A 21,057-nucleotide genomic window follows, 5' to 3' on the forward strand; every position below is an offset into this window, starting at 1 on the left:
ATGAGCACTATCCGCCTCGGCTGCATTGCCGATGATTTCACCGGCGCGACCGATCTTGCCAACAACCTCGTGCGCGCAGGCATGCGCGTGGTGCAGACCATAGGCGTGCCCACCGCCCCGCTGGCGGCAGATGTCGACTGCGTCGTGGTGGCGCTGAAGTCGCGCACCATTCCCGCGGCCGAGGCCGTTGCCCAGTCGCTGGACGCCTTGCAGTGGCTGCAGGCCCAGGGCGCGCAGCAGATCTACTTCAAATACTGCTCCACCTTCGACAGCACCGCCGCCGGCAACATCGGCCCGGTGACCGAGGCGCTGATGCAGGCGCTGGGCACGGACTTCACCATCGCCACGCCGGCCTTCCCGGACAACAAGCGCACGGTGTTCAAGGGCTACCTGTTCGTGGGCGACGTGCTGCTCAACGAAAGCGGCATGCAGAACCACCCGCTGACGCCCATGACAGACCCCAACCTGGTCCGCGTGCTGCAGGCGCAGACGAAAAGGAAGGTCGGCCTGATCGACCACCTGGTCGTCGCGCGGGGCGCCGATGCCGTGCGCGCGCGCATTGCCGAACTGCGCGCCGAAGGCGTGGCCATGGCGGTGGTCGACGCCGTCTCCAACGACGACCTGATGCGCATGGGCCCGGCCCTGGGCGAGCTGCCGCTGCTGACCGCCGGCTCGGGCGTGGCCATAGGCCTGCCGGCCAATTTCGGCTTCGCGCCTTCGTCGCAGGCCAGCGCACTGCCTGCCGCCGCCGGACTGCAGGCGGTGGTGTCGGGCAGCTGCTCCATCGCCACCAATCGGCAGGTGATGGCGTTCATCCAGTCGGGCCGCCCGGCCATGGCCATAGACCCGCTGCGCATCGCATCGGGCGCGGATGTCACCGCGGAGGTGCTGGACTGGGCCGGGCCGCTGATTGCGCAAGGCCCGGTGCTGGTGTATTCCACCGCCGAGACCCAGGCCATCAAGGCCGTCCAGGCCCGCCTGGGCGTGGAGGAGGCGGGCGCGATGGTGGAGCGCACCATCGCGGCCATTGCCCGCGGCCTGGTCGAGCTGGGCGTGCGGCAACTCGTGGTCGCCGGCGGCGAGACGTCGGGCGCCTGCGTGCAGGCCCTGGGTGTGAGCCAGATGCAGATCGGCCCCCAGATCGACCCGGGCGTGCCATGGACCCATGTGCTGGCCGAAGCCGCCGGCGGCGCCGGTGTGCATGTCACGCTCAAATCCGGCAACTTCGGTGCGGATGACTTCTTCACCAAGGCCTTCAAGGTGCTGGCATGAGCAGCATGACGGAAAGCCAGGCGCGCGACGAAATCTGCCGCGTCGGCCGCAGCCTCTTCGAGCGCGGCTATGTGCACGCGAGCGCGGGCAACATCAGCGTGCGGCTGGACGACGGCTTTCTCATCACCCCGACCGACGCCTGCCTGGGCTTTCTCGAGCCGGCGCGCCTGGCACGCCTGGACGCGCAGGGCCGGCAGCTGTCGGGTGACAAAGGCAGCAAGACCATCGCGCTGCACACCCGCATCTATGCCGCGGCGCGCAAGTTCGACGCCGCCACCGCCTGCGTGATCCATACGCACAGCACGCATTGCGTGGCGCTGACGCTGCATGACACCAGCGACGAACTGCTGCCCGCGCTGACCCCGTATTTCGTGATGAAGGTGGGCCATGTGCCGGTGATTCCCTATCATCGCCCCGGTGCCGCCGAAGCCGCCCACGCGGTGGCCGAGACCATAGAGCGCCATGGCGCAACCGGCATGCCGATTCGTGCGGTGATGCTGTCGCGCCTGGGCCCGAACGTGTGGCACGAAACCCCGGCGGCCGCCATGTCGGTGCTCGAAGAGCTGGAAGAAACCGCCCGCCTGCGCGCGCTGATGCCCGCAGCGTTGCCCTTGCCCGAAGAACACATAGAAGACCTGCGCCGCACTTTCGGTGCGCGCTGGTAAGCCATTTCAGAGAAGACAACATGCCCCGTTTTGCCGCCAACCTCTCCATGCTTTACCCGGAGCTGGACTTCATGGACCGCTTCGAAGCCGCCGCAAAGGATGGCTTCCAAGGCGTCGAGTACCTGTTTCCCTACGCCTACCAGGCCGACGACATCGCCGCGCACCTGAAGGCCAACAAGCTGCAGCAGGTTCTGTTCAATGCGCCGCCGGGCGACTGGGACGCGGGCGAGCGCGGCCTGGCCTGCCTGCCTGGTCGCCAGGACGAGTTTCGTGCGGCCATGGCCAAGGCCATGGAATATGCCGTGGCACTGGACTGCCCGCGGGTGCATGTGATGGCCGGCCTGGTGCCTGCCGGCCAGTCCGTGGCCGATGTCGAGCCGCTGTACATCGACAACCTGCGCTGGGCCGCAGCCGAGGCCGCCAAGGTCGGCCGCGATCTGCTCATCGAGCCGATCAACGGCCGCGACATGCCGGGCTTCTTCCTGAGCCGCCAGGACCAGGCGCACCGGATCATCGAGGCCGTCGGCGCGTCCAACCTGAAGGTGCAGTTCGATCTGTACCACTGCCAGATCGTCGAGGGCGACGTGGCCATGAAGCTGCGCAAGTACCTGCCGACCGGCCGCGTAGGCCATCTGCAGATCGCTGGCGTGCCCATGCGCCACGAACCCGATCTCGGCGAGCTGAACCATCCCTACCTGTTCGACGTGGTCGACGAGCTGTCTGCCCAGGGCTGGGACGGCTGGATAGGCTGCGAATACCGCCCCGCGCGTGGCGCTGTTCCCGGCGGAACCACCGCCGGGCTGGGCTGGCTTGCGGCGGCGCAAAAGACAGGCGATTGAGACGTTGATGCCTGGGAGCCGGCCCATGCCTACAAGTCAGCGCGAGAGTGGCTGTTTGTTCTTGAGCGGCCGACGTTGAAGCCGCTCTTTGCCGACCCGCTGCAGCGAGGGTGCAAGAACGCCGCTTTCCGGCCGCAGGATCACTTGTCTATGGTTGAAAACATGGTGCGAAGGGTGTTGGTGAAGTGCGGCCGTGTGATGTCGCTCCAGGCCGAGCCGCGGACCTTCAGCCATGCAGGACATCCCAGCACCTCGGGGGTGACCAGGTCATAGCAGGCCAGTGACAGGGGGCCGCCATCGTGGTTCAGGTAGCGCCGTGAAAGGATGTTGCCGTCCACCGCGGCCAGGCCCGGCATGTGCTCTTCATCGTACCAGCGGAAGATCTCGGGCATCCAGCCGTCGGCCGGATCCATCTCCACCGTGTAATGGGCGATGCGCGTTTGCCCGTGCGAGGCGCCGTGCCGGTCAAAGACCAGTTCCAGTCGTGAGGCCGTGAGGCCTGGGCCAGTGCTCAGCAGGGATTGCGCCGCAGTCCGCACCGAAGCCAGCGACCCGGGCGTGATGTCCGTGCGGTGGGACAGGTCGGCGTACACATAGGTGCGCCCGGTGGTGGGAGACCAGGCAAAGCGGCTGACGGCAAGGCCGGTTGTCAGGCCCGCCGCGCGGTGGATGGCCGTGGAAAATGCATCGCTGTAGGCGATGCGTGCCAGCGCAGCGGCGGCGGCCTGCGCAGAGGCCTCCATCGTCCACTGCAGCAAAATGCTGTCTGTTGTGATCGGCGTGTCCTTCATCTGCTCAATGCCCGATGTGAAATGCGGTGAGAAAGCGCGACACCATGTTGTAGGCCGCGATGGTGGCCACCAGATCGACCTGCTCCTGGGCGTTGAAATGGGCCTGGACCTGGGCAAACACCTGGTCGCTCACGGTGATGTCGCGGGTCATGGCATCGGTGAGCCGCAGTGCAACCCCTTCCTGAGGTGTCCATGGCGCATCGGCGGCGGCCGGCACGCTGCGCGTGGCTTCGATGGCGGCATCGCTCTTGCCGGCTTTTTGTGCATGGGGCACGTGGGCGGTGAATTCGTAGGGGGCGTTGTTGAGCACCGCCACCCGCAAGATCACCAGCTCGCGCAGGCCGGGATCGAGGCTGCTGCGGTTGCGCACGGCCGATAGCATCTGCTCCCAGCCGTGGGCGATGGGGGGGCTGTTGAGCAGGACCTGGTAGAGCTCGGAGATGCGCCCGCGCTCGGCGAGGATCTGGCTCTCAACGGCCGCAAGTTCAGGATGCGTGCCTGGGGTGATTGGCGTGATTCTCATGGGGATCAATCCGGGGTGATGCCGTTGGCGCGCACCACACGGCTCCATTTGAGGGTGTCGGCGGCCAGCGTTTTGCTCAGCTCCGCCGGGGTGCTGCCGGCCACTTCCGCGCCGGAGGCTTCCAGCTTGTTCTTGACCGACGGCGTGTTCAGCACACGTTTGACCGCCTGGTTCATGGCTTCGATGTCGGCCGCAGGCGTGGCTTTGGGCGCAAACAGGGCATACCAGTTGTCCGAATCCACGCCGTCGATGCCCATTTCTGCAAAGGTCTTGACGTCGGGAAAGCGCGGGTGGCGCTTGGTGGCTGCGATGCCGATGGGCTTGAGCTTGCCGGCGGAGATCTGTCCGATCAGGCCGGGGATGTCGCCAAAGAAACCGTCCACATGGCCTGCCATCACGTCGGTAATGGCCGGGGCCGCACCTTTGTAGGGGATGTGCGAGAGCTTGATCTTGGCGTGCTCCTTGAGCAACTCCATCGCCAGGTGCGGCACACTGCCGGTGCCCGACGATGCCATGGTCAGCGGGGCACCGGCCTTGCGCGCCGCGGCCACGAATTCCGCACCGGTGTTGTAAGGTGCCTTGGCGCTGACCACCAGCATTTCCACATTGCTGACCACCAGGGAGACCGGTGTCAAATCGGTGGCGGGGTTGTAGCTGAGCCTGGGGTAGAGCGAGGGGTTGATGGCCACCGCGCCCACGCTCGTCAGCCACAGGGTGCGGGTATCGGGGTTGGCGCGCGAGACGAAATCGGCCGCGATGGCGCCATTGGCCCCCGCCTTGTTTTCCACGACCACGGTGCCCCCCAGCTCCTTGCCCAATTGCTCGGCGAGTGTGCGCGCCACAAAGTCGACCGGGCCGCCGGGGGGGAAGGCGACAATGATGCGCGTCATTTGCGGCTGGGCCAGCGCCAGGCCTGACCACGCCGTGACGGCGAGTGCAGCACACAAGGAAAAGAGGCGGCGCTTGGTATGAGGATGGGTCATGGATGTCTCCTTTTTGGATGTAATAAGAAAAGGCAAGGCCAGAAACAACGCGTTTTCAGTCGCAGCGCACGGACATGCCTCCGTCGACCAGGATTTCCGTGCCTGTGACAAACCGTGATTCGTCACAGGCCAGAAACAGGGCGGCATTGGCCGTATCCCTGCCATCGCCCATGAAGGGCAACGGGATCCGTGATTGGCGCTGCTCCAGCAGCTTTTGCACATCGCCGCCGGCGCGCTGGCCCGCCAGGCGCGTCTCGACCATGGGGGTATGCAACTGGCCTGGCACCACGGTGTTCACGCGGATGCCCTGTTTGGCGTACTGCACGGCCAGCACGCGCGACAGCTGGATCACCGCGGCCTTGGTGGCGGCATAGGCCACCTGGGCCGCGCCCGTCCAGCGCAGGCCCGAGGTCGACGAGATGTTGACGATGGCGCCGCTGCCCTGGGCCAGCATGTGCGGCAGGGTGTGCTTGCAGGTGAGGAACACGCTTTTGAGGTTGTGATCTACCTGCGCGTCCCACACCTCTTCGCTCATTTCCAGGGGGCCGCCCTTGGCCGAGCCGCCCACGTTATTGACCAGTACATCGATGCGGCCGAATTGCCCCATGCAGGAATTGACGGCCTCGGCGATCGAAGCGCTGCTGGTCACATCGCAGCTTCCGGTGGCAAATTGGCCGCCGGCCTGCGCAATCATGGCCTGGGTTTCCTGGAGCCGGGAGGCATCGAGGTCCACGCCAAACACGCTGGCGCCTTCCTGCGCGAAGCGGATCGCCATGGCGCGGCCGTTGCCCCAGCCGGGGCCGACCGAGCCGGCTCCGGTGATGAAGGCGACCTTGCCGGCCAGGCGGCCCTGGGGGTTGACGGGAGTATGGATATCGAATGGCATGGAGCGAGGTCTCTTTGTTGGGGGAAGGGCTCAGTGGCTCACGCAGGAGCCCGGAACCGGTAGAGGCGCTGCGGGTTGTCCACCAGCAGGGCCTGGGCCAGCGCCGGCGTGGCAGCGATGTCCGCCAGGGCATCGACCAGTTGGCCGTCGTCCGGGACGTGGGTGTGGTTGGGGTGGGGCCAGTCGGTGCCCCACAGGCATTGCGTGGGGAAGCGCTCGACGAGTTGGCGGGCCAGGGCTTTGCCATGCAGATACGGCGGGCGGGCGTCGATGCGGTCGATGCCGCTGACCTTGACATGGAACTGCGGGTTGTCGGCCAGCAGCGCCAGCAGGCCCAGAAAGTCGGCATGGTCCGCGCCGAGCCGGGCGTCGACCCGGCCCATATGGTCAATGACCACCGGTACCGCGCTGGCTTGCAGTTGCTTGCCCAGCGTGTGCACCAGACTGCTCTCGAAGTGCACCTGCAAATGCATGCCGACGGCGGCCAGGCGCGGGGTGAGCGCGAGCACGTCCTCAATGGGGGTGCCGGCCAGATGGCGCATGAAGTTGAAGCGCACTGCACGAAAGCCCGCCACCGCCAGGCGGGAAAGCTCGCTGTCGGTCACATGGGCCGGGGCCAGCGCCACGCCCAGGTAGTTGCCAGCGCCCGCGGCGATGGCGTCTTCGACCGCGCTGTTGTCAAACCCGTGGCAGGCCGACTGAACGATCACGCAGCGCGACACCCCCAGATGGCGGTGCAGCGCAAACAGCGTCTCCTTGCCGGCATCGGCCGGTGTGAACGTGCGCTCGGGCGCAAACGGGAACTGCGTGCCGGGGCCGAATACGTGCACATGGGTGTCGCAGGCGCCGTCCGGCAGTTGCACGGACGGCTTGGACGGCGTTGGCGTGTATGTAGTTGCAGGCATGAAAGCGATAAGTCGATACGTTGGTGGGTCGCGGTTGATGACGATTGTGGGTCGCAGCCCCATCATCTGGACATAAACTTTGCTGATATCTGCTATCAGCAAAAAGCACGGCTGTGACGTTTCCAGGGAGAGATCAATGGATCTGGCGAGATTGAGCTATTTCGTTGCGGTGGCCGAGGCCGGCAGTTTCAGCCGGGCGGCCGCTGCCTTGCATTTGTCGCAGCCCGCTTTGAGCCGGCAGGTGCAACTGCTGGAAAGCGCGCTGGGCCAGCGTCTGCTCGAGCGCACCGGCCGCGGCGTGGTGGTCACCGATTCGGGGCGTGCGCTGCTGCAGCATGCGGTGGGAATTTTTGCGCTGGCCGCCCATGCCGAGTCGGATATGCAGGACCGGCTGCGCAGTCCGCGCGGGCGCATCAGCATTGGCCTGCCGCCGTGGGTCGCGCGCTCGATCGCGGCCGATCTGGTGCAGGGTTTCCTGCAGGAGTACCCCGATGTCACCATCTCGATCGAGGAGAACCTGAGCATCAGCCTGCGCGAGTGGCTGATTGCCGGGCGCGTGGACATGGCCTTGCTGTTCGATCCGCCGCACTCGCCGCAGATCACGACCGAGACGCTGTTGCGTGAGCCCTTGGTGCTGGTCAGCAAGGGGCCGCTGCCTGCGAAGGTGAAGCTCGCGGCGCTGGCGCAACGCGACCTGGTCATGGCGCGGGGACCGAATGCACTGCGCAAGCTGCTTGAAAGCTATACCGTGCCGCGCGGCTTGCCGCTGCGGTTGCTGGCGGAGGTGGATTCGGTTCACACCGTGTTGTCCCTGGTGGAGCGCGGCATGGGTGACTCCGTTTTGCCGTGGAGCGCCACCAAGAGCGGCGCCTCACCGATGACGCTCTCCATTGCCCAAGTCGTCGCGCCGGTGATGCGCAACCGCCTGGTGCTTTCCATTCCGCGCGCACGCCCTTCGAGCCGTGTGACGCGCTTTGCCGAGCAATTGCTCAAGCGGGTGGTCGCCGAGCGCCTGGGCCAGCAATCAGCGATTTGATCGCCATGGCGACGGCTTCCAAGGATATGCATGGCTGCATGGGCGGGCGTCCATTGCCTTGACGCGCGCCGAGCCCGCCACTATTTTGGTTTTGCGACAGCGGTTGCAAAGCGCGCATTGCCGGCACCCCTGCGGCGACGGCGGCATGGCGTGCTTCAAAAGCGCTGGCACTCAAGGCAGTCCGGAATCCGGCGGGTCATGCCGCCGAAGCAGGGGCCCTCACGTCGGTTGGCCCGCCATCCGCAGCGCCTGCTCTATGTCCGATGCAAGCGCTTGCGCTGGCTCCACGCCGATGGACAGGCGCACGATGCCGCCGGTGACCTGGCAGTAGCTTCTCTTGGCCTGTTCGGCTGGCGGATAGTAGGCCGCCAGGCTGTGCACGCCCCCCCAGCTTGCGCCAATCTGGAACACCGTCAGCGCGTCGAAGAAGCGATGAACTTCCTCGGTCGACTTCAGCTTCGGAACGAACGACAGCACGCATCCCCCGCCCTGGAACGACGCCGCCCAGCGCGCATGGCCAGGGTCGCCGGGGCGCGGAGGGAACAGCACGCTGTCCACCGACGCATGGCTGGCAAGCCGTTGCGCCAGGGTCAATGCCGAGGCGCACTGGTGTGTGTAGCGCAGCGCAAACGTGTCCAGGCCCCGCAGCGCAAGAAAGCAGTCATCCGGGCTCACGGCCTGGCCCAGCACACTTTGGGCCGTGCGCAACTTCTCGTAGAGCGTGCGGCTGTCCGTGGCAATGGAGCCCAGCAGCAGGTCGGAGTGACCGCCGAACCATTTCGAGGCGGCTTGCACCACGAGGTCGACGCCGGCGGCAACCCCCTGGAAGCCCAAAGGCGAGGCCCAGCTGTTGTCGAGCACGGTCAGCACACCGGCCGCCTTCGCGGCCTGCACGATGGCCGGGATGTCCTGCATCTCCATCGTCAATGAGCCCGGCGACTCCATGAAGATCAGCCTGGTATTGGGCTTGAGCCGCTGCGCTATCTCGGCACCTGCCGTCGGGTCGTAGGTCTCGCAGATCACGCCAAATCGCTGCAGGTAGTCTTGCGCGAAGGTGCGCAGCGGGCCGTACGCGGAGTCGGCAATCAGCACATGGTCGCCCGCGCCCAGCAGGGCCAGCGCGATCTGGCACAGGGCGGACTGGCCCGAAGGGGCAGTCACGCAAAAACGCGCGCCTTCCAGGTGCGCGATGCGTTCCTCGAGCGCCCGCGTCGTCGGTGTGCCGGTGACGCCATAGGTGTAGCCGTCGAACACCCGCTCCTTGCGCGTCGTGAAGTCGTCGATGCTGTCGAACAGGACCGTTGACGCGCGCCACACGGGCGGCGACAAGCTGCGGAAACCTTCCATTCTCTTGTCCATGTTGGGAGCTTTCTCTGTCATCTGGATTCTCGCAAGGGCTTCATTCAGGCTTGATGCCCAGGTCGGCCACCACCTTGGCCCACTTGGTGGCTTGCGCGCGCACGAAGGCCATGGTGTCGTCAGGCGCCTGGCTGTTCAGGTTGATGGCAAGGCTGGAGATGCGGCTTTGCACGCGCTTGTCGCCCAGCGACTTCGCGGTGGCGCGGTAAAGGGTGTCGATGATGGGGGCGGGCGTCCTGGCGGGCACGACCAGCGCCCACCACTGGCCAAAGTCCATGCGTGACAGCCGCAACTCGCTCGCGCAGGGCGTATGGGGCAATTGGGGAATGCGGCGGCTGCCCGTGACCATCAGCGGAACAATCCTCCCCGCTGCCAGCAGGCTGCTTGCGCTGGCGAGCGTGCAGAAGTGGCCCAGGACAATGCCTGCCGCGACATCGGTGAGCGCAGGCGCCGAGCCCTTGTACGGGATCAAGTCGAGTGGGACTTTCATCTCCTGGGTGAGCAGGCCGGCGGCCAGGTGGCTGATGCTGCCATTTCCGCTGGTGGCGATGGTGAACGGGTCCGAGGCCTTGCGGGCATCGGCCAGGAAATTCTGGAACTGACCTTCCTTGTACTTTTGCGCGCCCACAAACAGCACCAGCGGGGAGTCGCCCAGCAAGGACACGGCAGCGGTATCGTTCATGATGTCATAGGACACCCGCTGAAACACCGAGGGTGCAATGGCGTGGGCCAGCTCGATGACGCAGGCGGTATAGCCATCCGCCGGCGACTTGGCCATGGCGTCTACGCCCAGGCGGCCTGAAGCGCCAGGACGGTTATCGACCACCACGGGTTTACCCAGCACATCGGTCAGATTCTGTCCGACCGCTCTGGCAAGAACGTCGGTACTGCCTCCCGCCGACCAGGGAACAATTAATTTGATGGGACGGTTGGGGTAATTCGAATCCGCCCACGATTTACCCAAGGGAGCCAGCGCGCCGATGGCAGCGCCGCCCATACCAGCCAACGCACTTCGACGATTGAGAGAGTAATTCATTTGAATGCACCAATGCCCATTTACTGTGCCATATAAAGCCAGATGAACGGCATGCGTTTATCTGGAAGCCAGGTAGGTACTCTAGAATCGCCACCAATTAAAATCAATGACCGAACTGCGGTCATCCATGTGAAAACCTTATGGGCTGTCAATGAACTTTCGCCAAGTCGAGGCCTTCCGGGCGGTGATGATCACGGGCTCTGCCTCACGGGCAGCGGACTTGCTGCAGATCACGCAGCCGGCCATCAGCCGCAGCATCCTGGAGCTGGAGAAGGTCACCGGTTTTCAGCTTTTTGACCGGATTCGTGGCCGCCTCGTGCCCACGGCGGAAGGGCAATTGTTCTTCCGCGATGTGGAGCAGACTTTCCAGGGGTTGGACCGGCTGCGCGTCAGCGCCGCCCGCATCCGTGACTTCGGCACGGGGGACATACGCATGGCCAGTCTTGCGGCCATGGGCTCTACGCTGGTGCCGCACGCCCTGCGGCTGTTTCGCGCGCAGCACCCCGACATCGCCGTCACGCTCCAGGTAGGCGCCTCCTCCACGGTGCGAGAACTGGTGATGGGCAGCCGCTTTGACGTAGGGCTCGCCGCGGACGAAATCGATGTGTCAGGCCTCGAGCACCAGCTCTTCGCCACGCCCAAGGCGGTGTGCGCCATGCCCGCAGGCCATCGGCTCAGCGAGCGCAAGGTCATCACGCCCGAAGACCTCGCCGAAGAGTCGTTCATTGCGCTGTCGCCCGAAGACACGGTGCGTCACAAGCTGGAGAAAGTCTTCCAGGCAAGCAATGTGCGGCCAAAAATCGTCGCCGAGACACCCAACTCGTCTACCGTTTGCGCGCTGGCGATGGAAGGACTCGGCGTCGGCCTGGTGAACCCGTATGCGGCCGACGGCTACGCGTCGCGGGGCGTCGTTTTCCGGCCGTTCTCGGCGGCCGTGCATTTCCGTACCCTGCTCATCTTCCGCCCGGACCTGCCCAAGTCACGCATCGTCCGCGACCTGGCCTCGTGCCTCTTCGAAGCACGCAACGCGCGCGCGGAGCGTGTGGTGAACTGATTCAGATCCATCAGGTTTGCTAATGACAAGTGCTGATATTGTCATTGTTCACATAGGGCATGCCGCCTTAAAGTGATCACGCCCTTTCCCGATGCGAACCCTGTTTATTATTTGACGACTGTATGTGAGTTGCCCGGTGCCACTCATGACTGGGGGGAGGTTGCGACGTTTTGGCCGTTTGAAGAATCGATTATTTGATTCTCCGGATAAGCCAGATTTTTGACATCCTCCCCCGCCTGAAGGTGGGGGATTCCTACGGCGCTCAAGCGTGCACGAAGCCAGCCTGAATCGCTTCGGTGGGTTCCTGCTTCGCAGAGGCTGCACGCTTGGCCCTTGCAGGCTTCGCACGGCTTACGTCCTCTCCACAGGCTGCAACGCGGTGTCCCCGCGCCAAGATATTGATTGCGCCGACGACATCGGCGTGATCTTCATGTCCGCACTCGACGCACGCGAATTTCGCCTGCGTCTTGCGGTTGTCCGCATGGATATGCCCACAAGCCGGACACGTCCGGCTTGTGTTGTGCGGCGGCACAGCGATGAGCCAGCCGCCAGCCCACGCCAGCTTGTAGTCCAGTTGCCTGCGGAACTCGAACCATCCTTGATCGAGGATAGCTTTGTTCAGGCCGGACTTGGCCCGAACGCTTTTACCCGGCTTGTCGGCATTGCCTGCTGCTGACTTGCTCATATTGCGCACCTGCAAGTCCTCGATACACACCATCGCGTGGTTTTGGCTGATCGTGGTCGTGGCCTTGTGCAGGTAGTCGCGGCGGCAGTTGCCGATGCGGGTATGGAGGCGTTGTACTTTTGCCTTCGCTTTCTTCCAGTTGTTGCTGAACTTGGTCTTGCGGCTCATGGCCCGCTGGTAGCGGCGCAGGCGGATTTCGTGCTTCTTGAAGCTCCATAGCGGCTCAAGGTAACTGCCGTCGCTCATCGTGGCGAAGCGGGCAAGTCCCATGTCGATGCCCACCGCACTCGTCGAGTGCGAAGTTGGCTGCTCGACCTCGCGCTCGGTCTGGATACTCACAAACCACCTGCTGCCCGATAGGCTGACAGTGGCATTCCTGACCGTGCCCAGCACATCGCGGCTGTTGCGGTAGCGCAGCCAGCCCAGCTTGGGCAGGAAGATGCGGGCATTGGCCTGATCGAGCTTGATTTGCTTGGCGTCGGGGTAGCGCAAGCTATCGCGCTGCCCTTTCTTCGCAAAGCGCGGGAAGCCCGCACGTTTGGCGAAGAAGTTCTTGTAGGCCCGCTCCAAGTTCTTGATGGCATGTTGCAGCGGATGCACGGGCGCATCTTTGAGCCACGGCGTTTCACTGCTGTTGCGCCAGGCGGTCAGTTCCTTGGCCATTGCCACGTAGCCGATGAACTTTCCTCCCGCCTCATGGTTGGTTTTTTGCAGGGCCAGCGCCTTGTTGAACACGAACCGGCACGAGCCAGCGAAACGCGCCATCTGGCGCGCTTGCTGGCCATCTGGCCGGAGTTCGTACTTGAATGCCTGAAGGCGCTGCATGTGTCCAGTATAGTTGGTCTATGGATGATGCATCGAGTAAAAACAACGACCTACGTCATGGGCGGCACTGCGTCTTTCTCATGCACGTTCACTTGGTCTTCGTAACCAAGTGCCGGCGTGAGGTATTCACAAAAGCCATCCTGGATGACCTGCGCTTCATCTTTGCGGGTGTTTGCGCCGACTTCGAGGCGGAGTTGGTCGAGTTCGATGGCGAGGATGACCATGTTCATTTGCTGGTGAACTATCCGCCCAAGGTGGCGGTTTCGTCGCTGGTGAACAGTTTGAAGGGCGTATCTAGCCGGATGATCCGCAAGAAGAGTTACCCAAGCATCCGCAAAAAGCTATGGGGCGGTGCGCTGTGGTCGCCGTCCTACTTTGCCGGTAGCTGCGGTGGAGCGTCCATCGAAACCATCCAGCAGTACATCGAACAGCAGCAGACGCCACATTAACGCCGTGTAGGACGCCTACGGCGTCCGCGCTATCCTTCCCCGCCCTGAAGGGCAAGGTTTGCCGCGCACCGGATCAAATCACTCATATTCCATCATGATTCAACGGCGTAATTTTCTTCAGGCTGCTGCATTGACGGCAGGGACTTTGCCAGCGATTTCTTTTGCTTCTGGAAACAAATCCAGGGTTGGAATCATTGGCGCAGGGATTATCGGTGCCTCGATTGCCGCATACCTTGTGGAGGCCGGCGCAGAGGTCCTCATCTTCGAGAAAGGCGAACCTGCATCCGTTGCGACCCGGGCTTCCCTCGCCTGGATCAACCCGAGCACCGTCAACACCCATTGCCGATGATCGGCCATGTGCCTGGCGCCAAAGGCATGTACATGGTGGCCACGCACAGCGGTGTCACCCAGGCACCGGTGATGGGCAAGTACGCTGCGCTGGAAATCCTGACCCAGGAAAGGGCTGCGGTACCCGCAAAGTACCGTCCCGAGCGCTTTCTTTGACCGGCCTGGCCTCGCAAGGGAGACTTGATGGGCGATTGCCGGCGGCTCAGCCGAACGTCGCAACGCCAGGCGCGTGGGCATCGCCCATGTGCAGAGCTGGAGGACCAGGCGCTCGCCGTCGTGCTCCCACACGCGAGCGCGAATGTGGAACCGACAGCCGCCCATGCGCACCAGGCGCCCCCTGGCCGGCGGCACGGCATGCCCGAGCCGGAAATGGGGGGCGATGACGGGGGTGTCGGATGGGCCGCAGCCTGGCGCAGGGCCATAGGTGCGATCTGGCGTGGATTGCAGTGGCTATTCGGGCTAATGAACTACTAGTCACACGCCGATAGTATGGATATACCGTTCACTTCAGGCGAGGTTCTTCATGCGTGTCAACAGCCCCGTTACCCAGCGTGAGTACGAGTTTCCAGACAATGCGACCCTGATGTCGACCACCGACACCCAGAGCCACATCACCTATGCGAACGCGGCGTTTGTGGACGTGAGTGGTTTTGCGGTGGAAGAAATCCAGCAGCAGCCGCACAACGTGGTGCGCCACCCGGACATGCCCAAGGAAGCCTTTGGCGACATGTGGGCCACGCTCAAGGGCGGCGAGCCCTGGACCGCGCTGGTGAAGAACCGCCGCAAGAACGGCGACCACTACTGGGTGCGCGCCAACGCCACGCCCGTGATCCGCAACGGCAAGGCGGTGGGCTACATGTCGGTGCGCACCAAGGCCACGCGGGAAGAAATTGCCAGCGCCGAGCGCTTGTACGCCGACATGCGGGAAGGTCGCGCCAGACACCTGAAACTGCACAAGGGCCTGCTTTTGCGCACCGGCCTGATGGGCATCACGACCGCGTTCAAGACCATGCGCGTGCGCAGCCGCATTCGCCTGTCGCTGGCGGTGTTGCTGGCGGGACTGGTCGGTGGCGCGTGGGCTCTGGGCATGCAGGGCATGCAATGGGCCCAGTTCGCCGGCCTCAGCGCCGTGGGCGTGGGCCTGGCAGGCTGGTTCCTCGAATCGCAGTTGGCCGGCCCGCTCGAGTTCCTGCGCGAGCAGGCGCTGCGTGTGGCCACGGGCGACACGCAGAAGGTGGCGCACATGGACCGCGTGGACGAAATCGGCATGACGATGCGCACCATCAGCCAGTTGGGCCTGATGTTCCGCTGGCTGATCGACGATGTGAGCCAGCAGGTGCTGACCGTGCAGACCGCGGTGACCGACATCGCTCAGGGCAACAACGACCTGAGCCAACGCACCGAACAAGCCGCCTCCAGCCTGCAGCAGACTGCCGCGTCGATGGAGCAGATGACCGCCACGGTGCGGCAGAACGCCGAAACCTCAAGCCAGGCCAATCAACTCTCGGGCGCGGCCAGCGATGCTGCTTCGCGCGGTGGGCAGGCGGTGTCGCAGGTGGTGAGCACCATGAGCGCGATCACCGAGAGCTCGCGCAAGATCCAGGACATCATCGGCGTGATCGACGGCATCGCGTTCCAGACCAATATCCTCGCGCTCAACGCAGCGGTGGAAGCGGCCCGTGCGGGCGAGCAAGGCCGTGGCTTTGCGGTGGTCGCCGGTGAAGTGCGCAACCTCGCCCAGCGCAGCGCCGAAGCGGCCAAGGAAATCAAGCAGCTGATTGGCGCCAGTGTGGACAAAGTGGAAGCCGGCACGCGTCTGGTCGATGACGCTGGCAAGACCATGAACGAGATCGTGCACCAGGTCCAACGCGTGTCGGACCTGATCAGCGAAATCAGCTCGGCCACGATCGAGCAAAGTGGCGGCATTCAGCAGGTGAGCCAGGCCGTGGGCCACCTGGACCAGGTCACGCAGCAGAACTCCGCGCTGGTGGAGCAGGGCACCGCTGCATCAAAAAGCCTGCAGCAGCAGACGCAGCGCCTGGTGGAAGCGGTGAGTGTGTTCCGTTGAGATCGATACCGGCCCAAGCCACGGTCAGCGAGCATCCGCGCTGACCAAACCTTCGCGCACGCCAGCCGTACCAGCGCTGGCAGGTCGCTCACGCCGAGTTGGGTCATGAGGCGGCCGCGGCAGGGCTTGACCGTTCTTGGCCGTTGGCGCAGGAATGCGCGCGTATCGTTCATGCCGTAGCTGTGACCACATTCGTCGCATGTTCGGCCGCAAAGGCCTCGATGTTGGCTATGAGTTGATCGGCCAGGCCCTGGATGGCCTGCTGGGAAGCCCAGGCCACATGCGGCGTCAGGATGAAGTTCGGCAGGTCCAGCAGCGCCATGAAGGGGTGGTCGGCCGCAGGCGGCTCGGCCGAAACCACGTCGAAGCCCGCGCCCGCAATCTGCCCGCTGCGCAAGGCCGCGGCAAGCGCCGCCTCGTCGACCAGACCGCCGCGCGCGGTATTGATGATCAGCGGCCTGCGCGCCATCTGCGCGAACTCCGCGGCGCCTATCATGTGGCGCGTCTGGGGCTTGAGCGGGCAGTGCAGCGTGATGATGTCGGCGCGCGCGAGCACCTCCTCGAAGGGCGTATAGAGCTTGCCCATGCCCGGGCGCCCCTTGTGCGCCGACATCAGCACCGTCATGCCCAGTGCACGCGCAATCGTCGCCACGGCATTGCCCAGCGCGCCGTCGCCGATGATGCCCAGGGTCGATCCCGCAAGGTCGCGCACCGGGTAGTCGAAATAGCAGAACTGTCCGGATTCCTGCCAGCGGCCGGCCTTGACCGAGTCGCGGTAGGCGCAGATGCTGCGGCGCAGCGCGAACATCAGCGCAAACGTGTGCTCGGGCACGGTGTTGCCCGCGTAGTTGCGGATATTGCTGACGGTGATGCCGCGCGCGGCGCAGGCCTGCAGGTCTATGCTGTCGGTGCCGGTGGCCGCGACCGCCACCAGCTTCAGGCGCGCGGCCTGCTGCAGCACCTGGGCGCCGAGCTTGACCTTGTTGGTGATCACGATGTCGGCATCGGCAATCCGCTGCGCGACTTCATGGGGCGCGGTGTTGTCGTGGCTGACGAGTTCGTGCGCGAAGGACGGAAGGCGCAGCGTGGTTTCGGGCGACAGCGTGGCGCGGTCAAGGAAAACAATCTTCATAGGTACTCTCAAGCTCGCCAAAAAAAGCCTGGCGCTGGCCATCGGCATGGCGCCTACGGCCAGTCTCCAGCATGTTCAGTCGATCACCGCCCCCGAGGCTTTGACAATCGGGGCCCAGCGGGCGATGTCTTCCTGCAGCATCTGCTCCAGGCGTGAAGGACCGCCGGTCAAAGGCTCGACCCCCGCAGTCTTGAAGCGCTCGCGCAGATCGGGAGAAGCCACGGCCGCGCTCACCAGCTCCGCCAGGCGTGCAGTCACTGCCTTGGGCACACCCCGTCCCGCGAACAGGCCCACCCACAGCTCCCCGACATAACCCGGCACGACTTCGTTGATGGCCTGAACGTCGGGCAGTGCGGGCGAGCGCTTCGCGGAACTCACGCCAAGCGCGCGCAGCTTGCCGTCCTTGATGAACTGGATGCACGACGGCAGGCTCGCGAATGCCACCGGCACCTGCCCGCCCATGACATCGGTGAGGGCGGGTGCCACGCCGCGGTAAGGCACATGCTGCAAGGGCACGCCCGACTTGCTCGACAGCATCGCGCCCAGCAGGTGGTTGAGCGAGCCGTTGCCGGCCGACGCGTATTGCAGCTCGGGCTGGGTCGTGCGTGCGAGCTTGAGAAACTCTTCCAGCGTTTTCGCCGGCACCGACGGATTGACGACCAGCACGTTGGGGACCACACCGACGGGCGCCACCGGCTCAAAGTCCTTGACCGGGTCGAAGGCCACTTTCTTGTAAAGCGCCGGATTGATCGCCTGGGTGCTGCTGATGGTCAGCAGCAAGGTATAGCCGTCCTTGGGTGCGCGCGCCGCGTAGTCCGTACCGATGTTGCCGTTGGCCCCCGCCCGGTTTTCGACGATGAAGCTGCTGTGGGCCAGCTCGGTCAGCTTTTGCGCCAGAATGCGCCCCACCACATCGTTGGTGCCGCCAGGCGCCTGGGGCACAAGGATGGTCACGGGCTTGGACGGGTAGGTGTCCGCAAAGGCGGGCAGGGTGATCAGTGCGCTTGCCGCCAGCAAGCCAAATTCGCGTCGGTTCTGTTGCATGTCTTGTCTCCGTTATTTTGTGGTGATGGGGGAACGTTCAGGCTTGGGCGATCAGATCGAGCGCCCGGCGGTAGACCGGCTTGTCGACCATGACGCCTTCGACCTTGATCGCACCTTCGCCGCGCGCCAGCGCCGCTTCGAAGTCGGTGACGATGCGTTGCGCCTGGGCCAGCGCCTCCGGGGACGGGGTATAGGCTTTGTTGACCGCATCGAGGAACTTGGGGTGCACGATCACGGCGCCGCGAAAACCCAGGGTGCGCGCACGTTCCAGCACTTGCCGGAACGCGTCGACGGAGCCCAGATCGGCAATCGAGGCGAGGAAGCCAATGGGCTGGATGCGCGCCGCGCGCGCCGCCGTGAGTACGGCCATGCTGGGGTAGAGCAGGGCGTCGGGCGTGGGCAGGCTGCCGCAGTCCAGCGAGTAGTCCTCGCTGCCCAGCATCATTCCCATCGTTCGACTGGAAGCGGACGCGATCTCATGCAGCCGAGGCAATGCCTGGGCGCTTTCGATCTGCAGCAGGAAACGGATGTGCCTGGGGGGCAGGTCGCCGCGGTTCTCGAGATCGGTGACCATCTGGTCGATGATCTGAACGTCGCGCGGGTGTTCCACCTTGGGCAGCACCAGCAGATCGAGGCCCCGCACGACCGCGGCCTGAAGATCCACCACCGTGGTCAGCCAATCCCCGTTGATGCGCACCGCCGCGATCTTGTCGCTGGCTTTCACACGCGCGATCGATTCCGCAAGGCATTCGCGGGCCTGCGCGCGCAATGAAGGGTGGGTGCCGTCTTCGAGGTCGAGAATGACGGCGTCGCTGGTCTTGTCCAGCGCGCTTTGCAGCAGGCGCTCGTTGGCTGCGGGGACAAAGAGAAAGGAACGAATGATTTTCATGGTGTCAGATTTGCTCCGTGGTCATCTGGGTCTGGCCCGGGGTGGGCGTCGCGGGCGTGGCGGCGAGCCATCTTTCGTTGTCCTGACCCAGCGTCGGCGCACCACGTGCAATCGTGGGGCGGCTGCCGTTGATCCGGTAGGGCGCGGCGTGCACCAACACCTTGCGGCCATCCGGCGCCTGCTGCTCGACCAGCAGGTTGCGCTCGAGGATGTAGGGGTGCGTCAGCAGGTCGGCGATGTCGCACACTGGGCCGGCGGTGATATCGCGCACGGCGAAGAAGTCCAGTGCCTCGGCGAGCGAAAGCTTGGTGAGGTGGCCCTGGATCAGCGCATCGAGCGCATCGATGTTCTTCAGCCGGGCTTCATGGGTCGCGAAACGCGGATCGGTCAGCCCCTGCGGATAGCCGATGCCATCGAACAGGCGCGCCAGCGTGCCCTCCATGCCGGCTGACAGCGCGACCCACTTCTCGTCCTTGGTGCGATAGACATTGCGCGGAGCATGCGTGGGTGAGCGGCTGCCGGAGCGCGGCGTAGTCTTGCCGGTCAGCTGGTATTCGGCGGCCTGGGGGCCCAGAATGGAGAACAGCGGCTCGAAGAGCGACAGGTCGATCTCCTGGATCGTGGGTTGCTCGCGATTGCGCTGCCCATGCATCGCGGCGAGCGCCAGCGCGGCGCCATAGATGCCGGCGACCGAATCGGCCATCGCAAACGGCGGCAGCACGGGCGGCAGGTCTGCAAAGCCGTTCATTGCCGCAAAACCGCTCATGGCCTCGATCAATGAGCCGAAGCCGCCCTTGTTGGCAAAGCAGCCCGTCTGGCCCCAGCCGGAGATGCGCACCACCACCAGTTTGGGATTGAGGGCATTGAGCATGTTCTTGTCCAGGCCCATGCGCTCGAGCGTTCCCGGCCTGAAGTTCTCCACGAGGATGTCGGCGTCGCTCAGCAGTCCGCGCAGCGCGTCCATTCCTTCGGGCGTGCGCAGATTGAGTTCCACGCTGTGCTTGTTGCGGCTGTACGCCAGCCAGTAAGTGCTCATGCCGTCGCGCTGCCAGGCGCGCAACTCATCGCCCTTGCGCGGCGGCTCCACCTTGATCACGGTCGCGCCCAGATCGGCAAGCACATGGGTCAGCATGTTTCCGGAGACCAGCCGGGACAGATCGATGACCTTCACGCGGTCCAGGGGTTTGACGGATTCGTCCTGCGATTCGAGATGCGGTTGTTCCATTGATGACTCCTGATGCGTGAGTCTCGCCGGCCGCTAGATATCTGTAAAATACATTGGAAATCTACTGACTATCAAATAAATCAATACCAATGGAACTGCGGCAATTGCGTTATTTGATTGGGGTCTGCGAGGCGGGAGGGGTGCTGGCAGCTTCGCGCACGCTGCATGTGGCGCAGCCCGCGTTGAGCCAGAGCATCGCGGCGCTCGAGGATGAACTCGGGGTGCAGCTTTTTCTGCGGACCAATCGGGGCATGACGCTGACGCCCGAAGGCCGCACGCTGGTCGAGCACGCGCATGTCGTGCTGGCCGATGTCGAGCGCGCGCGGCACGCGGTGCACTCGCTTTCCAGCGACATCGGGGGAGAGGTGGCACTCGGGCTGCCGACTACGGTGGCCTTGGTGGCCACGCTTCCCATCCTGCAGGCGACGCGCGCGCGTTTCCAGCATCTGAAGCTGAAGATCATCGAGAGCCATAGCGGTTTTCTCGGCGAGTGGCTGCAAGCCGGGCGGCTGGATCTGTCGGTGCTTTTTGTCTCAGGCAACGAGTCCGCATTCGAGTGCCGGCCGCTGCTGTCGGAAAAACTGGGCCTGGTCACGCTGGCGCATGACGCGCCGCGCGGCAAGGAGACATCGCTGTGCTCGCTGAGCGAGCTCCCGCTGCTGCTGCCGTCCAAGGAGCACGGGCTGCGCAGAATCATTGACCGTATCTGCGCGCAGCACGGTGTTCAGCTCAATGTCATTGCCGAAGTCGACTCGCTGCCGAACATGAAGAAGGCGGTGTGCGCCGGCATGGGGGCGACCATTCTTTCGCCGGGCGCAGTGGCGGATGAAGTCAACGACGGTACGCTTTCCATGACAACTATCTCCGACCCGCATATCTCTCGCCAGGTCGCATGTGCCACGTCGGTCACCCGGCCGGTGACGCCGGCGACCGCGGCAATGATCGCCATCGTCACCGAGCAGATCGAGGGCCTGGTGCACAGCGGGGCCTGGCCGGCGCAGTGGATTGCGCCCTCGGGGCGTTGAAATCCGGCAGGCCGGGTG

Annotated in this window: 22 protein-coding genes; 10 read left to right on the forward strand and 12 right to left on the reverse strand. The window is 64.5% G+C overall.

Annotated elements, in window-relative coordinates; genetic code table 11:
* The 3 genes from otnK to otnI are packed head-to-tail and all read left to right on the forward strand — an operon-like array spanning position 1 to position 2,776.
* Entirely contained in the window at positions 1 to 1,272 is a 1,272-nt protein-coding gene (gene otnK, locus GVL12_RS06760) for a 3-oxo-tetronate kinase (protein WP_159912169.1), read from the forward strand.
* Entirely contained in the window at positions 1,269 to 1,937 is a 669-nt protein-coding gene (locus tag GVL12_RS06765) for an aldolase (protein WP_235033815.1), read from the forward strand. The genes otnK and GVL12_RS06765 overlap by 4 nt, the downstream gene beginning before the upstream one ends.
* 20 nt (positions 1,938 to 1,957) lie before the next feature.
* Complete coding sequence (otnI, locus tag GVL12_RS06770) at positions 1,958 to 2,776, forward strand: 2-oxo-tetronate isomerase (RefSeq protein WP_159912171.1); 819 nt, start codon at positions 1,958 to 1,960, stop codon at positions 2,774 to 2,776.
* 140 nt (positions 2,777 to 2,916) lie between these two features.
* Here the strand turns inward: otnI and GVL12_RS06775 are convergent, their stop codons facing one another.
* The 5 genes from GVL12_RS06775 to GVL12_RS06795 are packed head-to-tail and all read right to left on the reverse strand — an operon-like array spanning position 2,917 to position 6,864.
* A complete protein-coding gene (locus GVL12_RS06775) occupies positions 2,917 to 3,567 on the reverse strand; it encodes a hypothetical protein (RefSeq protein WP_159912173.1) in 651 nt (216 codons plus the stop codon).
* 4 nt (positions 3,568 to 3,571) lie between these two features.
* Entirely contained in the window at positions 3,572 to 4,090 is a 519-nt protein-coding gene (locus GVL12_RS06780; RefSeq protein ID WP_159912175.1) for a carboxymuconolactone decarboxylase family protein, read from the reverse strand.
* A 5-nt stretch (positions 4,091 to 4,095) separates the two neighbouring features.
* Entirely contained in the window at positions 4,096 to 5,073 is a 978-nt protein-coding gene (locus tag GVL12_RS06785; protein WP_159912177.1) for a tripartite tricarboxylate transporter substrate binding protein, read from the reverse strand.
* 55 nt (positions 5,074 to 5,128) lie between these two features.
* On the reverse strand, positions 5,129 to 5,959 hold the full coding sequence (locus GVL12_RS06790; RefSeq protein WP_159912179.1) for an SDR family NAD(P)-dependent oxidoreductase: 831 nt from the start codon (positions 5,957 to 5,959) through the stop codon (positions 5,129 to 5,131).
* A gap of 38 nt (positions 5,960 to 5,997) precedes the next feature.
* A complete protein-coding gene (locus GVL12_RS06795) occupies positions 5,998 to 6,864 on the reverse strand; it encodes an amidohydrolase (protein WP_159912181.1) in 867 nt (288 codons plus the stop codon).
* 136 nt (positions 6,865 to 7,000) lie between these two features.
* On the opposite strand from GVL12_RS06795, the gene GVL12_RS06800 reads away from it, so the two are divergent.
* A complete protein-coding gene (locus GVL12_RS06800; RefSeq protein WP_159912183.1) occupies positions 7,001 to 7,900 on the forward strand; it encodes a LysR family transcriptional regulator in 900 nt (299 codons plus the stop codon).
* Positions 7,901 to 8,119: 219 nt separating this feature from the next.
* On the opposite strand, the gene GVL12_RS06805 is transcribed toward GVL12_RS06800, so the two are convergent.
* Together GVL12_RS06805 and GVL12_RS06810 are read right to left on the reverse strand one after the other, a co-directional pair.
* Positions 8,120 to 9,259, reverse strand: a complete 1,140-nt coding sequence (locus GVL12_RS06805) for a PLP-dependent aspartate aminotransferase family protein (protein WP_200843558.1) — start codon at positions 9,257 to 9,259, stop codon at positions 8,120 to 8,122.
* A gap of 40 nt (positions 9,260 to 9,299) precedes the next feature.
* Entirely contained in the window at positions 9,300 to 10,295 is a 996-nt protein-coding gene (locus tag GVL12_RS06810) for a tripartite tricarboxylate transporter substrate-binding protein (RefSeq protein ID WP_306770578.1), read from the reverse strand.
* A gap of 151 nt (positions 10,296 to 10,446) precedes the next feature.
* Here GVL12_RS06810 and GVL12_RS06815 point away from each other — a divergent pair, with 151 nt between their 5' ends.
* Positions 10,447 to 11,349, forward strand: coding sequence for a LysR substrate-binding domain-containing protein (locus GVL12_RS06815; protein WP_159912189.1), 903 nt, complete (start codon positions 10,447 to 10,449; stop codon positions 11,347 to 11,349).
* 262 nt (positions 11,350 to 11,611) lie between these two features.
* On the opposite strand, the gene GVL12_RS06820 is transcribed toward GVL12_RS06815, so the two are convergent.
* On the reverse strand, positions 11,612 to 12,859 hold the full coding sequence (locus GVL12_RS06820; protein WP_159912191.1) for an RNA-guided endonuclease TnpB family protein: 1,248 nt from the start codon (positions 12,857 to 12,859) through the stop codon (positions 11,612 to 11,614).
* 20 nt (positions 12,860 to 12,879) lie between these two features.
* Here GVL12_RS06820 and tnpA point away from each other — a divergent pair, with 20 nt between their 5' ends.
* The 4 genes from tnpA (at position 12,880) to GVL12_RS06840 (ending at position 15,724) form a co-directional block, all read left to right on the forward strand.
* Positions 12,880 to 13,308, forward strand: coding sequence for an IS200/IS605 family transposase (gene tnpA / locus GVL12_RS06825; protein WP_159912193.1), 429 nt, complete (start codon positions 12,880 to 12,882; stop codon positions 13,306 to 13,308).
* A 94-nt stretch (positions 13,309 to 13,402) separates the two neighbouring features.
* Complete coding sequence (locus tag GVL12_RS06830) at positions 13,403 to 13,657, forward strand: FAD-dependent oxidoreductase (protein ID WP_159912195.1); 255 nt, start codon at positions 13,403 to 13,405, stop codon at positions 13,655 to 13,657.
* Positions 13,654 to 13,812, forward strand: coding sequence for a hypothetical protein (locus GVL12_RS06835; RefSeq protein WP_159912197.1), 159 nt, complete (start codon positions 13,654 to 13,656; stop codon positions 13,810 to 13,812). The genes GVL12_RS06830 and GVL12_RS06835 overlap by 4 nt, the downstream gene beginning before the upstream one ends.
* Positions 13,813 to 14,179: 367 nt before the next feature.
* Complete coding sequence (locus tag GVL12_RS06840) at positions 14,180 to 15,724, forward strand: PAS domain-containing methyl-accepting chemotaxis protein (RefSeq protein WP_159912199.1); 1,545 nt, start codon at positions 14,180 to 14,182, stop codon at positions 15,722 to 15,724.
* A 169-nt stretch (positions 15,725 to 15,893) separates the two neighbouring features.
* Here the strand turns inward: GVL12_RS06840 and GVL12_RS06845 are convergent, their stop codons facing one another.
* The 4 genes from GVL12_RS06845 to GVL12_RS06860 form a co-directional block, all read right to left on the reverse strand.
* Positions 15,894 to 16,856, reverse strand: a complete 963-nt coding sequence (locus GVL12_RS06845; protein ID WP_159912201.1) for a D-2-hydroxyacid dehydrogenase — start codon at positions 16,854 to 16,856, stop codon at positions 15,894 to 15,896.
* Between the two features lie 75 nt (positions 16,857 to 16,931).
* Positions 16,932 to 17,900 (reverse strand): tripartite tricarboxylate transporter substrate binding protein, encoded by a 969-nt coding sequence (locus GVL12_RS06850; protein ID WP_159912203.1) that lies wholly within the window; start codon positions 17,898 to 17,900, stop codon positions 16,932 to 16,934.
* A 37-nt stretch (positions 17,901 to 17,937) separates the two neighbouring features.
* Complete coding sequence (locus GVL12_RS06855; RefSeq protein ID WP_159912205.1) at positions 17,938 to 18,789, reverse strand: CoA ester lyase; 852 nt, start codon at positions 18,787 to 18,789, stop codon at positions 17,938 to 17,940.
* 4 nt (positions 18,790 to 18,793) lie between these two features.
* Entirely contained in the window at positions 18,794 to 20,014 is a 1,221-nt protein-coding gene (locus GVL12_RS06860; RefSeq protein WP_159912207.1) for a CaiB/BaiF CoA-transferase family protein, read from the reverse strand.
* An 89-nt stretch (positions 20,015 to 20,103) separates the two neighbouring features.
* Here GVL12_RS06860 and GVL12_RS06865 point away from each other — a divergent pair, with 89 nt between their 5' ends.
* The gene (locus GVL12_RS06865) at positions 20,104 to 21,039 is read left to right on the forward strand and encodes a LysR family transcriptional regulator (protein WP_159912209.1); all 936 of its coding nucleotides are present in this window, start codon (positions 20,104 to 20,106) and stop codon (positions 21,037 to 21,039) included.
* The last annotated feature ends 18 nt before the right edge of the window (positions 21,040 to 21,057 follow it).

This window comes from Pantoea sp. 18069, from assembly GCF_902706035.1.
Taxonomy (GTDB): domain Bacteria; phylum Pseudomonadota; class Gammaproteobacteria; order Burkholderiales; family Burkholderiaceae_C; genus Comamonas.